The 15065-nt window shown below is 67.0% G+C and carries 12 protein-coding genes and 1 riboswitch; of the genes, 9 read left to right on the forward strand and 3 right to left on the reverse strand.

The features are described 5' to 3' along the window. The first annotated feature begins 4 nt into the window (after window positions 1-4). The 4 genes from rfbA to O3I_RS07600 are packed head-to-tail and all read left to right on the forward strand — an operon-like array spanning window position 5 to window position 3857. Entirely contained in the window at window positions 5-874 is an 870-nt protein-coding gene (gene rfbA, locus O3I_RS07585) for a glucose-1-phosphate thymidylyltransferase RfbA (protein WP_014982315.1), read from the forward strand. Window positions 875-932: 58 nt separating this feature from the next. Then, window positions 933-2054 carry a DegT/DnrJ/EryC1/StrS family aminotransferase gene (locus O3I_RS07590; protein ID WP_014982316.1) on the forward strand — a complete coding sequence of 374 codons (1122 nt, stop codon included), beginning with the start codon at window positions 933-935 and terminating at the stop codon, window positions 2052-2054. After that, complete coding sequence (locus O3I_RS07595; protein ID WP_014982317.1) at window positions 2051-3433, forward strand: NDP-hexose 2,3-dehydratase family protein; 1383 nt, start codon at window positions 2051-2053, stop codon at window positions 3431-3433. Before O3I_RS07590 ends, O3I_RS07595 begins: the two co-directional genes overlap by 4 nt. Next, window positions 3426-3857, forward strand: a complete 432-nt coding sequence (locus O3I_RS07600; RefSeq protein WP_014982318.1) for a nuclear transport factor 2 family protein — start codon at window positions 3426-3428, stop codon at window positions 3855-3857. Before O3I_RS07595 ends, O3I_RS07600 begins: the two co-directional genes overlap by 8 nt. Before the next feature lie 5 nt (window positions 3858-3862). Here the strand turns inward: O3I_RS07600 and O3I_RS07605 are convergent, their stop codons facing one another. Further along, the gene (locus O3I_RS07605; RefSeq protein ID WP_041563498.1) at window positions 3863-4540 is read right to left on the reverse strand and encodes a response regulator transcription factor; all 678 of its coding nucleotides are present in this window, start codon (window positions 4538-4540) and stop codon (window positions 3863-3865) included. A gap of 729 nt (window positions 4541-5269) precedes the next feature. Between O3I_RS07605 and O3I_RS07610 the strand changes: the two genes are divergently transcribed. Beyond that, the gene (locus tag O3I_RS07610; RefSeq protein ID WP_081593917.1) at window positions 5270-5983 is read left to right on the forward strand and encodes a response regulator transcription factor; all 714 of its coding nucleotides are present in this window, start codon (window positions 5270-5272) and stop codon (window positions 5981-5983) included. Window positions 5984-6015: 32 nt separating this feature from the next. Here O3I_RS07610 and O3I_RS07615 read toward each other — a convergent pair whose 3' ends face one another. Both O3I_RS07615 and O3I_RS07620 read right to left on the reverse strand, forming a co-directional pair. Continuing rightward, window positions 6016-6699 (reverse strand): NAD(P)-dependent oxidoreductase, encoded by a 684-nt coding sequence (locus O3I_RS07615; protein ID WP_041562474.1) that lies wholly within the window; start codon window positions 6697-6699, stop codon window positions 6016-6018. Between the two features lie 26 nt (window positions 6700-6725). After that, window positions 6726-7370 (reverse strand): TetR-like C-terminal domain-containing protein, encoded by a 645-nt coding sequence (locus tag O3I_RS07620; protein ID WP_014982322.1) that lies wholly within the window; start codon window positions 7368-7370, stop codon window positions 6726-6728. A 110-nt stretch (window positions 7371-7480) separates the two neighbouring features. Between O3I_RS07620 and O3I_RS07625 the strand changes: the two genes are divergently transcribed. The 4 genes from O3I_RS07625 to O3I_RS07640 all read left to right on the forward strand — a co-directional run bounded on the left by O3I_RS07625 (window position 7481) and on the right by O3I_RS07640 (window position 15062). After that, complete coding sequence (locus tag O3I_RS07625) at window positions 7481-8929, forward strand: FAD-binding oxidoreductase (protein ID WP_014982323.1); 1449 nt, start codon at window positions 7481-7483, stop codon at window positions 8927-8929. Window positions 8930-9018: 89 nt separating this feature from the next. Continuing rightward, on the forward strand, window positions 9019-9990 hold the full coding sequence (locus O3I_RS07630) for a pyridoxamine 5'-phosphate oxidase family protein (protein ID WP_014982324.1): 972 nt from the start codon (window positions 9019-9021) through the stop codon (window positions 9988-9990). 116 nt (window positions 9991-10106) lie between these two features. Next, window positions 10107-13127 carry an alpha-mannosidase gene (locus tag O3I_RS07635; protein WP_014982325.1) on the forward strand — a complete coding sequence of 1007 codons (3021 nt, stop codon included), beginning with the start codon at window positions 10107-10109 and terminating at the stop codon, window positions 13125-13127. Between the two features lie 146 nt (window positions 13128-13273). Beyond that, window positions 13274-13456: riboswitch (cobalamin riboswitch) on the forward strand. 19 nt (window positions 13457-13475) lie between these two features. After that, complete coding sequence (locus tag O3I_RS07640; protein WP_014982326.1) at window positions 13476-15062, forward strand: ABC transporter substrate-binding protein; 1587 nt, start codon at window positions 13476-13478, stop codon at window positions 15060-15062. The last annotated feature ends 3 nt before the right edge of the window (window positions 15063-15065 follow it).

Genomic DNA, 15065 nt, shown 5'->3' on the forward strand with positions numbered 1-15065 from the left:
GGCCGTGAAGGGGATAATCCTCGCCGGTGGCAGCGGCACCCGGCTGCAACCGGTCACCCTGGCGGTGTCGAAGCAGCTGCTACCAGTCTACGACAAGCCGATGATCTACTACCCGCTCTCGGTGCTGATGCTGGCCGGCATCACCGATATCGAGATCATCGCCACCCCGGACGATCTGCCGCGCTTCCAGCAGCTGCTGGGCGACGGATCGTCGCTCGGATTGTGCCTGACCTACGCCGAGCAGGACAAGCCACGCGGGCTCGCGGACGCGTTCCTGGTCTCCGAGCGGCACATCGGCAATGAACCGGTGGCATTGGTGCTGGGGGACAACATTTTTCACGGTCCCGGCTTCGTCGAGGTGCTGCAGCAGAGCAGCCAGGATGTCGACGGTTGCGTCCTGTTCGGCTATCCGGTGCTCGACCCGCAACGCTACGGGGTCGCCGAGCTGGACGCCGACGGCCACCTGCTCGACCTGGTGGAGAAGCCGGCCCGGCCGCGGTCGAATCTCGCGGTCACCGGGCTGTACTTCTATCACAACGACGTCGTCGCCATCGCGAAGGATCTGCAGCCCTCCGCGCGCGGCGAATTGGAGATCACCGACGTCAACCGGACCTTCCTGGCGCAGGACCGAGCCCGCCTGGTGCCGCTCGGCCGCGGCTTCGTCTGGCTCGACGCGGGCACCCACGAGGCGTTGCTCGAGGCGGGTCAGTACGTCGAGATCATGGAGCGCCGCCAAGGCGTCCGGATCGCCTGCGTCGAGGAGATCGCGCTGCGCATGGGCTTCATCGACCAGGAGTCGTGCCACCGGCTCGGCAGGCAACTAGCGAAATCGCCTTACGGCCAATACGTCATGGACATCGCGGCCGCCGTGTGAGCGCGCCCGATCTCGCGATGTCCGTTCCGATCACTCGAACTATCAAGGGAGCAAACTCATGACCACCCGTGTATGGGACTACCTGCCCGAGTACGAAAAGGAGCGGGAGGACATCCTCGACGCGGTGCAGGCCGTGTTCGGATCGGGCCAGCTGATCCTCGGCGAGAGCGTGCGCGGTTTCGAACGGGAATTCGCCGCCTATCACGGGCTTGCGCACTGCACCGGCGTCGACAACGGCACCAACGCACTGAAACTCGGCCTGGAAGCCCTCGGTGTCGGACCCGGTGACGAGGTGATCACCGTATCCAACACCGCGGCGCCCACCGTCGTCGCGATCGTCGGCGCCGGTGCGACACCGGTTTTCGTCGACGTGCGAGCCGAGGATTTCCTCATGGACACCGATCAGGTGGCGGCCGCTATCACTCCGCGCACCAAAGCGATTGTGCCCGTGCATCTTTACGGACAGTGCGTGGACATGGCGCCGCTGCGGCGGCTGGCCGCCGAACACGGGCTGCAGATCCTGGAGGATTGTGCCCAGGCGCACGGCGCCCGGCACGGGGAGCAGCTGGCGGGCACCATGTCCGACGCCGCGGCGTTCTCCTTCTACCCGACCAAGGTGCTCGGCGCCTACGGCGACGGTGGTGCGGTGGTCACCGCCGATGCGAACATTCAGCGAAATCTGCAGCAGCTGCGCTACTACGGCATGGACAAGGTCTATTACGTGATGCGCACGCCGGGCCACAACTCCCGGCTCGACGAGGTGCAAGCCGAGATCCTGCGCCGCAAACTCGGCCGGCTCGACGACTACATCGCGGGCCGCAACACCGTGGCGCGGCGGTACGAACAGGGGCTCGGCGACCTCGCCGACTCGCACGGGTTGCTGCTGCCCGCCACGAATCCCGGCAATACCCACGTCTACTACGTCTACGTCGTGCGACACCCGAAGCGGGACGCGATCATCGAGGCGATGCGTGAGCACGACATCCTGCTCAACATCAGCTACCCGTGGCCGGTGCACACGATGACCGGATTCGAGCATCTGGGTTGGCGCGCCGGGCAACTGCCGGTCACCGAGGGGCTCGCGCAGGAGATCTTCTCGCTGCCGATGTATCCGGCGCTGAACGAGGCCGAGCAGGACCGCGTCATCGAGGTGTTGCGCACCGTCGTGGTGGGGTTGTGAGCGTGCGCTCCGTCCGGACCCGCTCCGACGAGGACCTGTCGGAGCGGCTCGCGTTGTCGGCCGCGGCCACCGAGGCCGGCGCGTGGCTGCGTACGGCGGACTTTCCGGCGTGGCTGGCCGAGCGGGCGGCCGCGAACCGATTCGAGGTGCGCCGCATACCGTTTCGCGAGATGGATGCCTGGTCCTTCGAGTCCGGCACCGGGAACATGCGGCACCGCACCGGGAAGTTCTTCAGCGTCGAGGGGCTCTCGGTGCAGGTGGACGAGGGGGCGGTGCGGTCGTGGCAGCAGCCGATCATCCTGCAACCCGAGGTCGGGATACTAGGCATCCTGGCCAAGGAATTCGACGGTGTGCTGCACTTTCTCATGCAGGCCAAGATGGAGCCGGGCAACCGGAACCTGCTCCAGCTCTCGCCGACGGTGCAGGCTACTCGAAGCAATTACACCGGCGTGCATCGCGGGAGCAACGTCCGATACCTGTCCTACTTCGCCGATCTCGGCGCCGGGCGGGTGCTCGCCGACGTGCTCCAGTCCGAACACGGTGCCTGGTTCTATCGCAAGTCGAACCGGAACATGCTGGTGGAGACCACCGATGAGGTCACGGTGCATCCGGACTTCTGCTGGCTGACCCTCGGCCAGATCGGCGCGCTGCTGCAAGCCGACAACGTGGTGAACATGGACTCGCGCACCGTGATCGCGACCTTCCCGATGAACGGAACCAGCGCTGTCGCACTGCGTTCGGATGCCGAGCTGCAATCGTGGTTCACCGTCGAGCGCGCCAGGCGCGACGTGGAGATCTCGCTGATGCCGCTGGCCGACGTCGAGGGCTGGCACCGGGGCGAAACCCATATCGGCCGGGCCGACGACCGGTTCTTCCGGCTCATCGCGGTCGAGGTGGAGGCGGGCAGCCGGGAGGTCACCTCCTGGACCCAGCCGCTGTTCGAGCCGCACGGCCAAGGTATCGCGGCCTTCGTGTTCCGCCGGATCGACGGCCTGCCACACCTTTTGGTGCAGGCGAAGGTCGAGGCGGGCTTCCTCGACACGGTCGAGCTGGCGCCGACCGTGCAGTGCGTGCCTGCCAACTGGGACCAACGCCCGCCGTTCCTGGACGTGGTTCGCGACGCGGGTCCGGACCAGATCCGTTACGACGTAGTGCATTCCGAGGAGGGGGGCCGGTTCCTCAATGCGGAGAGCCGCTACATGTTCGTCGAGGCGGATCTGCCGCTGGAGGTGCCGCGCAACTACTGCTGGGCCACCCCCGCGCAGTTGAATTGGCTCGCGGGCCACGGTCATTACCTCAACGTGCAGGCCAGGACGCTGCTGTCCTGCCTGAACGCGGGGGCCGTATCGCTGAATCAGGATTTCGCACACCATGGTTGATGTTCAACAGCGTCTGCACGCTTTCCTCGACAAGGCCGAGCTGGTCGAGCTCTTCGACCGCTACGTGCACCACCTCGACTTCGACCGGGACAACGACGCATGGCTCGGTGCGGTGTTCACCGACGACGCCGAACTCGTCTTCCCGCAGGGCACTTTTCGCGGCATGGCTGAACTGCGCGAGTTCCAGCGCATGGCGTACGAGAAGTTTCCGCGGTCGCACCACCTCGGCGGCAACCACCGGGTGGTGTGCGACGGCGACACCGCCACGGTGACGGCACATCTCACCGCGGTGCACATCGGGCCGGCCGCGGGTCCGGCCGGACACACCTCGTTCGGCGGCTTCGGCACGGCCGCCGCGGTGCGCACCGCGGCGGGGTGGCGGATGCGCCGCTTCACCTTCACCTCGGCATGGAGCCGGCCGTAGCCGGGCTACGCGTGCTGTGCGTCGTATCGGTGTCCGATGAAGCGGAAGCCGATACCACGCACGGTGACGATCCACTCGCTCGTGCCCAGCTTCTTGCGGAGGCTGTTGATATGGGTGTCCACGGTCCGGCTCGACAGCGTGCCTTCCCAGATCTCCTCGGTGATGGTGCTGCGCTCGATGACCTTGCCCGGGTTGGAGGCGAGCAGGTACAGCAGGTCGAATTCCTTTCTCGTCGTCTTGACGAGATCACCGGCCAATTCGACACGTCGGGCATCGGCGTCGACGGACAGCGGGCCGTGCCGGATCGAGGTCGAGGTGACCGGCGTGGGCGCCATACATTCATCGGGCACGAATCGGCGCAATACCGCTTGGATCCGCGCGATCAATTCTCGCGCTCCGTAGGGTTTGGTGATGTAGTCGTCCGCACCGGAACGCAATCCGAGCACGCGATCGAGGACCGAATCCCGGGCGGTCACGATGATGATCGGGACGGCGCTGGTATCCCGGATGGCGCGGCAGACCTCGATACCGTCGAGATCGGACAGATCGACGTCGAGCAGCACCAGATCGGCGTTGTGGTAACACTCCAGCGCGCTGCCCGCGGTATCGACCGCGGTCACCGTGTAACCGTGCCGAACCAGGCGCTCGGTCAGCGACCGCCGCTCCGCCTCGTTGCTTTCCACCAATAGAATGTGGCGATTCGCCGACCGGTCGGCGTCGAAACTTTGTAGCTCCATAATCCCCCGATACATCACAGCTCGTACTGCAGATTGCGGTGGGTGAGCGCATTGCGCCGACGGACGCGCCGTCGGGCTCGGCTGCACAGTTCTTGTGGAATTACTTGTCGCGCTGGGTTTTCCCGGCCGGGTGGCACGACGTGTGCTCCGTGGCCGGAATGTAATACGCGATAGCCGGGCTGCTCGACGCTGGGCAGCTGGGCTGGGGTAGCCTGACAATTGTCGAATTACGTTGTGGCAGTGTTGATTTGGCAGTGCCCTCCGTTCGCTCCATGATGCCCGGAGATCCTATCAGATGGGATGATCCGAGGTCTTCGTATTGTCATGTGACGCAACGTATGTCGATATACGCGCAGGATTACCGCGCGTCGCGGATAGTAGATGACAAGCTATTGGTCCAGCTTTCGAACAATACGAACTAAACTTGTCAGTCCGCGTATCTCGTAGTGGTGCCCACACTTTCGTGGTCAGGCTCGGACCTAACCCCTGTGGTACTGTCGGCCTTGCCGTCGGGCGGCGACCTCCGGTCCGACGGACGTCCCAGGTGGGACGCGGTTTTATCGGTCGCCGTGCTCCAATGCGGGAAAGTTTGGGGGGTATTTCGACGTGCAGTCCGGACAACGGAAGTCGACACAGGGTCCGATTACTCACCAGGGTGAGCGAAGTACGGGCGCGATGACGAGGTGGTCTGTTGGGCAACGAATCCTGATTGTCGACGGTAACCCGGCATCGCGGGCGGAACTTGCCAAATATATGACCCGGCATGGCTACGAAGTTGCGGAGGCCGATTCCGGTCTGGCGGCGGTGGACGCGTGTACCGCTTATGACCTGGTTATCGTGAGTCTCGAACTGCCGGATATGGATGGTCTTTATGTATGCCGGAGTGTCGCCGAGTGCGGCGTACCGATAATCGTCACCGCGGAACGGAAGTCCGAACTGGATTGCGTGCTCGCATTGCAGGCCGGGGCGGACGACTACATCGCCAAGCCCTATCACTTCCGTGAACTCGCGGCCCGGGTCGAGGCGCTGATGTGGCGCCGGTCGGCCCGGGTGCGCCGGGCCGAACCCGCGCTCGAGCACGGACCGCTGCGCATCGACGCGCTGGCCCGCGAGGTCACCGTGTTCGGCCGCCGGATCGCGCTCACCCGCAAGGAGTTCGACCTGCTGGTCCTGCTGGCGGAGAACAGCGGCCGGGTGGTGCCGCGGGCCGAGATCATGCGCGCGGTGTGGGGCCACAACTGGTCGCGCCGCACCGCCGATACGCACGTCAGCAGCCTGCGCGCCAAGCTCGGCGCCAGCGAGTGGATCATCTCGGTGCGCGGCGTCGGCTTCAAACTCGTCAGCGACGCCTACCCCGCCGCGCACCACCCGATGGTCGATACGGGCTGACGGCGCGCTGCCTCGCCTGGTCATCGGGGGTGTTACTTCTGCCCGCGCTTGAAGCTGTCGGTCAGTCGTGGGACGCCCTCGGTGGTGACCACGTCGACCGACGCTTTGACGTTCCGGTTCTCCATCACCTCGCGCAACAGCGCGTCCGCCAGGTCGGCGCGTGCGGTGTAGCGGCCGGGGATCCCGGACGGGCCGATCGTGTAGTCGGTGACCCGGTCGGCGTCGAAGAGGCCCGAGGCGCGCACGATCGTCCAGTCCAGGCCGCTGTTCTTGACGATGTCCTCCATCCGGCCCATGTCGAAGTAGGCGGTGCGGCCCAGGGTGAGCAGGATGGGCAGCAGGACCGTGCGGAAGAGGAACGTCTCGCCCGGCGCGGCCTTACCCGCGACGCAGACGGAGCTGACGCACACCAGGCGGCGGACACCATGGGTCCGCATGGCGGGCAGGATATTTCCCAGACCGTCGGAGAAAATCGATACCGGCTTCATCGTGTATTTACCGCCGAGAATGGAAATCACCGCATCCTGGCCGGCCACCGCGTTCTTCACGGATTCGGCCTCGAGTGCGTCCACCTGGACGACTCGCAAATTCGGTGCGGTGAGCGGGAATTCGCCGGGACGGCGGACCGCGGCGGTCACTTCATAACCCTTGTCTATGGCCTGCTGGATGACCTGTAGTCCGGTCGGCCCGCTGGCACCGAATACAACAAACCTCATCTTGCTTCTCCCACCGGCTGATACAGCTAATTGTCAGTTTTCTCGGTCGCGCCTTGCGGTCGCGCGCTCGCATATCCCGTGAGCAACGGGATGACCAGGGAATCGATCACCCGCTCGAAATATGCGCCCTCCATTGGTTCTTCCTTGTCGAGCAGGCGATAGAAGATCATCGCGGGCACGACGTCGGCGATGAGTTCGGTATCGGCTCCCGCCGCGATCTCGCCGCGTTCACACGCCCGATCCACAATGGCGGCGTAGGCCGCCCGGCGTGGCTGCGAGATGACCCGTTCGACGGTTTCGCGCAATTGCTTGTCGCGTTTGATCGCCGAAGCGATCGCGGACAGGATCGAATCCCGTTGGCTGCTCGGGTCGAGATACATGGCGCCCACGGCGATCAGATCCGAACGCAGGCTGCCGGTGTCGGGCAGCGGCTCGTCCCAGCTCAGCGCCTGGATCGCGTCGCGGACCAGTTCCGACTTGTCCTTCCAGCGTCGATACACGGTGGCCCGCCCCGCGCCGGCTCGGGCCGCGACGGCGTCCATGGTGAGCCGGTCGTAGCCGACCTCGGGCAGGATTTCGCTGACGGCAGCCAGCAGTGCGCGATCGCGATCCGGATCCCGGGGCCTACCACCGGGTTTCGCCTTGGGTTCGCCGCTCTGTTGTGTCGACACACCGACAGAGTAGCGGTGTGGGAGTTACGAAACAAGCGTGTTCTGTATCGCATCTCCAATTATGAAACGAGTGCGTATCGTTTCGTAATGAACCTCGTGGAAGGAATGGAATGAGTGCAGGTCAGGACGGTAAGGGTGGGTCGTTCGAGCTGAGCCGCCGCCGCTTGCTGGTGGTCGGCAGTGGGCTCGCGGTAGCGGCGTGCACGACCGACGGGTCCGGTACGGAAGCGGCCCCCGGTGACGATTCGAAGCTGCGATCCGCCGTGCGCGGCCGGGTGCTGCTGCCCGGTGACGAGGGGTTCGACCTCGCCCGTAAGCCGTGGAATCTGACGGTCGACCAGTCGGTGCGCGCCGTCGTCGAACTCGCCGACGCCGAGGATGCCACCGCGCTTGTGCGGTATGCCAAAGATGCTGGCAGTACGTTGGCAGTCCAACCGAACGGGCACAATCCCTCGCCGGCGGTGAACGGAACGATTCTGGTACGCACCAAGCGGCTGAACGAGATCCGCGTCGATCCGGTCGCGCGCACCGCCCGGGTCGGCGCCGGCGTCTCCTGGGGGCAGGTGCAGGAGATCGCGAGCTCGCACGGATTGACCGGGGTGGCGGGCAGCGCGCCGGGCGTCGGCATCACCGGGTACACCCTCGGCGGTGGATTGAGCTGGTTCGCCCGCAAATTCGGCTGGGCCGCCGACAGCGTCACCGCGTTCGAGATCATCGACGCCGACGGACGCACCCGGCGGGTGACGGCCGAGACGGAGCCGGATCTGTTCTGGGCCCTGCGCGGTGGTGGCGGCGATTACGCCCTGGTCACCACGATCGAGTTCGGACTGCACCCGGCTCCCGCCCTGTACGGCGGCAAGGTGCTGTGGTCCGCCGACCGGGCGCCGCAGGTGATGGCCGCCTTCCGCGAGGTGACCGCCACGGCTCCGGACGAGCTGACGCTCTGGTGGAGCCTGCTCCAATTCGACGGCGCCCCACCGATGGTCGGCCTCGACGTCACCTATCTCGGCGACGAGGCGGCCGGGCAGGCGCTGCTGCGTCCGTTCGACGGCATCGACGGCAAGATGCGCGATACCCGCAGGGTGCTGCCGATCGCCGAATTGGGCACCATCACCGGAGAACCCGCCGAGCCCAGTCCGATCCGCTCGCAGATCGAACTGCTGAACGGGCTCACCGACGCGGACGTGGCGGGCCTGCTGGCCAAGCCGATGGCGCCGGTCGCCGCGGTGCAGGTACGTCATCTCGGCGGCCGCCTCGCGCGCGCGTCCGACACTCCCGCCGGCGCCGTCGCGGCCCCCTACTACATCGGCCTGATCGCACCCGAGGTCACGCCGGATATGGCCGCCGCCAACGCGACTCGAATGGAGGACTACCTCACCGCCCTCGGTTCGTCCCGCAGCCGCCGGACGCCGCTGACCCTGCTGGGTCCCGGCCAGGCCGCCGCGGACGCCTTCACTCCCGACACGCTGGCCCGGCTGCGCGATATCAAGCGCAGCGCGGACCCGCACGGTGTGTTCCGCAGCAACTTCCCGGTCCTCGACCCGAAGTCCGGCCGCTGAATCACCGACCGTAGTGGCCGCAGCCGCGGCTGCGGCCACCCGGTTCTCGATGTCAGTACGAATTGCCGTTCGAAAAGGGGGATTACGTCATGTCGTATGCTCTCCACATCAATGGTCACACCCGGGGCGGGGTGGTGACCTGGCCCGACGAGATCGATGACATCCTCGGCGGCGACCTCACCGCCGGTCTCGTCTACTCCACCCCGGCAGGGGGCGCGGTGGTCACCGCGGTCTCGCCCATCGGCCTGCGCGATCGAGCCACGGGGACAATAGGTTTCACCACCTCGCTCGGCATGGGCCGCAAACTGGACCGGATCGAACGCGAGCCGAAAGTGGCCTTGGCCTTCCACAGCCGCGAACACGGTCTCGGCGATCCCGCCAATCGGCGCTACGTGCTCGTGCAGGGCACGGCTCGTTTCGATCCCGAACCCGACCGGGGTGTGCTCGACGAGATCGGCGCGAAGTCCGCACCCTTCATGGGCGAGCGACGCCGCGGTGCCTTCTGGGACCGATGGCTCAGCGCCTATTACGACGATCGCGTGCTCGTCGAGGTCACGGTGACCCGGATCGTGTGCTGGCCCGACCTGCACGCCGCCGAGCGGCCCGTGGTCTACGGTGCGCCGCTACCGGTCGAGCAGGTGCCGCCGCAGATCCGTCCGGCGAAAGGCATCGTGCCCCGGGTGGACGTGGTGAAATCCGCGAATCAGATTGCGCGACTGCCTTATCGGCTGCTCGGCTACCGGGATGCCGACGGCTACCCGATGGTGCTTCCGGTCGAGGTGACCGGAAGCGGCGAAGCCGGTATCGAGCTGTTCGCGCCGCGCGGTCTGCCACCCGGCGGTCGCCGGGCGGGCCTGCTCGCCCACTCGTACAACCCCAAGCTCGTCGGCGTCGAGATCGGTCAGTACACCGGTTGGCTGGAGGCCGACGAGACCGCCGCCGGATACGCGCCGCATACCCGCTCGGTCATCAAAGCGCCGGCGAGCGGCACGATCATGATGCTGGTGTTCGGATTCCTGGCCCGGCGCAGGTTGAAGGCGCGCAGACGACGACAGGCGTAGCCGGCCCGCCCGCGCCGCCGAACCGCCGTTTCCCGGGAATTCACGGCGGGCACAGCACCATCACGGAGAATGGGGCAGATCGATGATCAGCGCCTGATCCGATGGGAGCCACCGCTATGCACGACGACCGTCGATTGATCGAAGATCGCCTCGGGCGAGTACTCGGCGAACGGATCACACCCGCGATCTACGGCGCATCGGTGCCGATGCAGGTGTCCATCTGGGTCGCACCGGACGAGCCGGTGCCGGTGGCCGAGGGTTTGGCCGCGCCGCGGACGCCCACCGCACCGGGCGCGGCCTGGGGTGCGCCGTGGGGCACCAGCTGGCTCACGGTCGAGGGCACCGTGCCGGCGGCGTGGGCGGGCAAGACCGTCGAGGCGATCATCGACCTCGGCTTCGACCGGAACATGCCCGGCTTCCAGTGCGAGGGCCTGGTGTATCGGCCGGACGGGTCGCCGGTGAAGGGGTTGCACCCGCGCAACCAGTGGGTGCGGGTGGGGTCGCCCGCGGTGGGCGGCGAGCATGTGCTGCTGCATGTCGAAGCGGCGTCGAACCCGATCATCCCGTTCTTCGGGCCGACGCCGCTGGGCGACAAGTCCACCGCGGGCACCGAGCCGCAATACCGGCTCGGCCGAATGGATCTCGCGGTCTTCCACGACGACGTCTGGCACCTGGTGCAGGACCTCGAGGTGCTCGGCGAACTGATGCACGAGATGCCCGAGGATCCGGCCCGCCGCTACGACATCGTGCGCGCGATCGAGCGCGCGCTGGACGCCATCGATCTGCAGGACGTGCCCGCCACCGCCGCCGCGGCGCGCGCCTGCCTGGCCGAGGTGCTGGCCCAGCCTGCGATTCCGTCGGCCCATCGGATCTCGGCGGTCGGGCACGCGCATATCGACTCGGCCTGGCTGTGGCCGCTGCGGGAGACCGTCCGCAAGGTGGCCCGCACCACCGCGAACATGACTGCGCTGCTGGCCGATGACCCCGAGTTCGTCTACACGATGTCGCAAGCGGCGCAGTACGACTTCGTCAAACAGCAACGCCCGGAGGTCTATGCGAAGGTCAAAGCGGCTGTGGCCGAAGGGCGGTTCGTGCCCGCGGGCGGGATGTGGGTCGAGGCGGATACCAACATGCCGGGTTCCGAGGCGATGGCGCGTCAGTTCGTGCACGGAAAGCGGTTCTTCCTGGCGGAGTTCGGGATCGAGAACGAAGAGGCGTGGTTGCCGGACACCTTCGGGTTCGCCGCCGGACTGCCTCAGATCATCAAAGCGGCCGGATCCAAATGGCTGCTGACACAAAAGATTTCCTGGAGTCAGATCAACAAGTTCCCGCATCACACCTTCCTGTGGGAGGGCATCGACGGCACCCGCATCTTCACCCACTTTCCGCCCGTCGACACCTACAACTGCTCCATGGCAGGTCGTGAGATCGCCCATGCCGCAAGGAATTTCAAGGACAAGGGACGGGCGTCGATGTCGCTCGCGCCGACCGGCTGGGGTGACGGCGGCGGCGGGACGACGCGCGAGATGATCGCCAAGGCGGCCCGGATGAAGGACCTGGAAGGTTCGCCGAAGGTGTTGTGGGACAAGCCTGCCGACTTCTTCGCGCGGGCCGAGGCGGAGTACCGGAACCCGCCGGTGTGGGTGGGGGAGCTGTACCTCGAGCTACACCGTGCCACCCTCACCAGTCAGGCGAAGACCAAGCAGGGCAACCGGCGCAACGAACACCTGCTGCGCGAGGCCGAGCTGTGGGCCGCTACGGCGGCGGTGCGCAAGCAGGCCGAGTACCCGTACGACGCGCTGGACCGGCTCTGGAAGACGGTGCTGCTGCACCAGTTCCACGACATCCTGCCCGGCTCGTCGATCGCCTGGGTACATCGGGAAGCGGAGCGCACGCACGCGGCGGTGACCGCGGAGCTGACCGCGCTCATCGAACAGGCGCACCGGCAGCTCGGCGGCGATCGGGCGGGACCGAATGTCTTCAACCCCGCGCCGCACGCCTGGTGCGCGGTGCCCGCCGGCGGTGCGGGACCGCAGCAGCCGGCGGCGCCGGGCACGGTGGTCGAGCGGGCCGACGGCGGGTTCGTGCTGGACAACGCCCTGCTGCGGGTGGAGATCGACGCGCGCGGTCTGGTGGTGTCGGTGTTCGACCGCGCCCAGCAGCGCGAGACGCTGCCGCCGCAGACACCTGCGAACCTGCTGCAGCTGCATCCGGATCTGCCCAACTCGTGGGACGCCTGGGATGTCGATCTGTTCTACCGGAACCGGGTCACCGATCTCACCGACACGGATTTCGTGGTGGCGGAGACGGATTCGCCGATCGATGCGGTGGTGCGGGTGGGCCGCTCGTTCGGTTCGTCCAAGATCGAGCAGACGCTCACGTTGCGCGCGGGCGCGCGCAGCCTCGACATCGACACCCGCGTCGACTGGTACGAGACCGAGAAATTCCTCAAACTGGCCTTCCCCCTGGACATCCACGCCGACCGCTACGCGTCCGAGACCCAGTTCGGGCACCTGTACCGGCCCACGCACATGAATACCAGTTGGGAATACGCGAAGTTCGAAGCCTGCAATCATCGGTTCGTGCACTTCGCCGAACCCGGCTGGGGTGTCGGGCTGGTCAACGATTCCACCTACGGCCACGACGTCACCCGGACCGTCCGGCCCGACGGCGGGACGACGACAACGGTGCGGGCTTCGCTGTTGCGCGCGCCGCGGTTCCCCGATCCGGAGACCGATCACGGCACCCACGACTTCCGGCACGCTCTGTTGCCGGGCGCCTCGATCGGGGACGCGGTCGCCGCAGGCTATCGCATCAACCTCGCCCGCCCGACCGCCGGCGTCGCCGACCCGGTCGCGCCCCTGTTCACGGTCGACAACGACGCGGTGGTGACCAGCGCGGTCAAACTCGCCGATGACGGCAGCGGCGATATCGTCCTGCGCCTCTACGAAGCGCACGGTGGGCGGGCCGACGCCCTGGTCACCCCGGATTTCGAGACCACCGGCCACCAGGCGTGCGATCTGCTGGAACGGCCGCTGCCGGGCGAAGGTCCGGCACTTGCGGAATCGGGCGGAGTTCGCCTGCGGCTGCGGCCTTTCCAGCTCGTCACGCTCCGCTTCACGCGTCCTGCGGGATAGACCGGGGTGGCCCCGCGCCGGGGTGTAGCGGCGCGGGGCCATCGTGGCTGCCGGTACACGCTCCGGCACGCTCCACGGTAACCCCAAAATATTTATTAGGGAAGCCGAACTCGCCGAGTCGTGGCGAATCCCGAGGTGAAGCTGCGGTTTCGCGGCCCGGGCCTTGTAACGTTCTGATCGGCGTAGGGAACACCGGTGCGAATCCGGGGCTGTCCCGCAACTGTCACCGAGGAGCAAACCGCCAGTTCATGGCCACGACCTGCCCAGGTTGGAAGGCCGGCGGTGCGCGTCGAATCGGGAGCCAGGATACCTGCGCCGCGGTAAGGGACGAACACCACGAGGATGGCGATGCACAACTCCACATCGACCGCGCCCGCATTCGGGCGGCGGCGGTTACTACTGGGTGCGACCGCGCTGGCAGCGGTCGGCGGCGCGTGGGCGCTGACCGGCTGCGATAGCGGCGCGAACCCCGGCGACGCACCCGATGGCCCACCCCGGCCCGGCGGGCGGTTGCGCACGGCGATCGCGGGACGGTCGGCGACCGCCGATGTGCTCGACCCCCATCAAGCGGGCAGTTCGGCGGGCGGCGCGGTCTCCAAGAACGTGTGGGACAAGCTGGTGGCCTACAACAACGACCTCACCCTGCGGTACCGCTTGGCGGAATCGTTGCAGCCCAATGCCGATGGCAGCGAGTGGCGGATCGCCCTGCGTCCGGGCGTGCTCTTCAGCGACGGCACACCTCTCACCTCCCGGGACGTGCTGTGGAGTTTCACGCGCATGCTGGACCCGGCGCGCAAGTCCTCCGGTGACCTCGCCATGGTCGACATGGCCCGGACGCGTGCCGACGGCGATCTCGGCGTGGTGGTGGCGATGAAAACGCCGCTGGCGGACTTCGGTTCGGTGCTGGCGGGCTGGTACTGCTACATCGTCAAGGACGGCACGACCACCTTCGACGAGCGCACCCTGCCGGTGGGCACCGGACCCTTCGCGCTGGTGCGGTGGTCGCCCGGTGACCGAACGCTGTTGCGGCGCAACGAGCGACACTGGGACGGTCCGGCCCTGCTGGACGAGGTGGAGATCATCCAGATCGCCGAGACCGAGGCCAGGGTGAACGCCTTCCTCTCCGATCAGGCCGATGTGGTGCACGAGGTTTCGTACCTGCAGGCCAGCAATCTGTCCAGCGATCCGGACGTCTCGGTGATCGTGCCGCCCGCCGGGTTGATGGGCGCCTTCCAGATGCGGGTGGATATCCCGCCGTTCGACGACGTGCGCGTACGGCAGGCGATGCGGCTGGCGGTGGACCGGCAGGCGATGGTCGACTCGGTGTACTACGGCTACGGCGAAGTCGGCAACGACGTGTACGGCAAAGGCGCGCCCTTCTACGCCGATTCGCTGCCGCAACGCACCTACGACCCGCAGCGGGCCCGTGAATTGCTGCGCGCGGCCGGGAAGGAAAACCTCACGGTCGCACTGCAAACCGCCGACGGCATGCCGGGCATGCTCGAATCCGCGACCCTCTACGCCGAGCAGGCGAAGGCGGCGGGGATCACCATCCGCCTCGAATCCGTGCCGGCCGACACCTATTTCTCCCAGGTCAGCGGAAAGTTCCCACTGACCCACATCGGCTGGTGGAACTACAGTCTCGACTACTTCTACGGCCAGACCATGACCAGTACCTCGCCGAGCAACGGCACCGGCTGGCAGCGCCCGGAGTGGGACACGAAGTTCGCGGCGGCGCGCGCGGCGATGGACCCGCAGCTCCGCCGCCGGCTCTACCTCGAACTGCAGCAATCGCTCTGGGACGAGGGCGGCTACATCCTGCACAGCTTCGCGAAACGACCGGACGCGGCCAGGCCGTTCGTGCGTGGCGTGCGCAACGGGGTACCCGGCACGGACGACTGGGCGAACTACGCCACGACCTGGCTGGCCCGCTGACGG

Origin of the sequence: Nocardia brasiliensis ATCC 700358 (assembly GCF_000250675.2) — a bacterium.
In the GTDB taxonomy this organism is placed as follows: domain Bacteria; phylum Actinomycetota; class Actinomycetes; order Mycobacteriales; family Mycobacteriaceae; genus Nocardia; species Nocardia brasiliensis_B.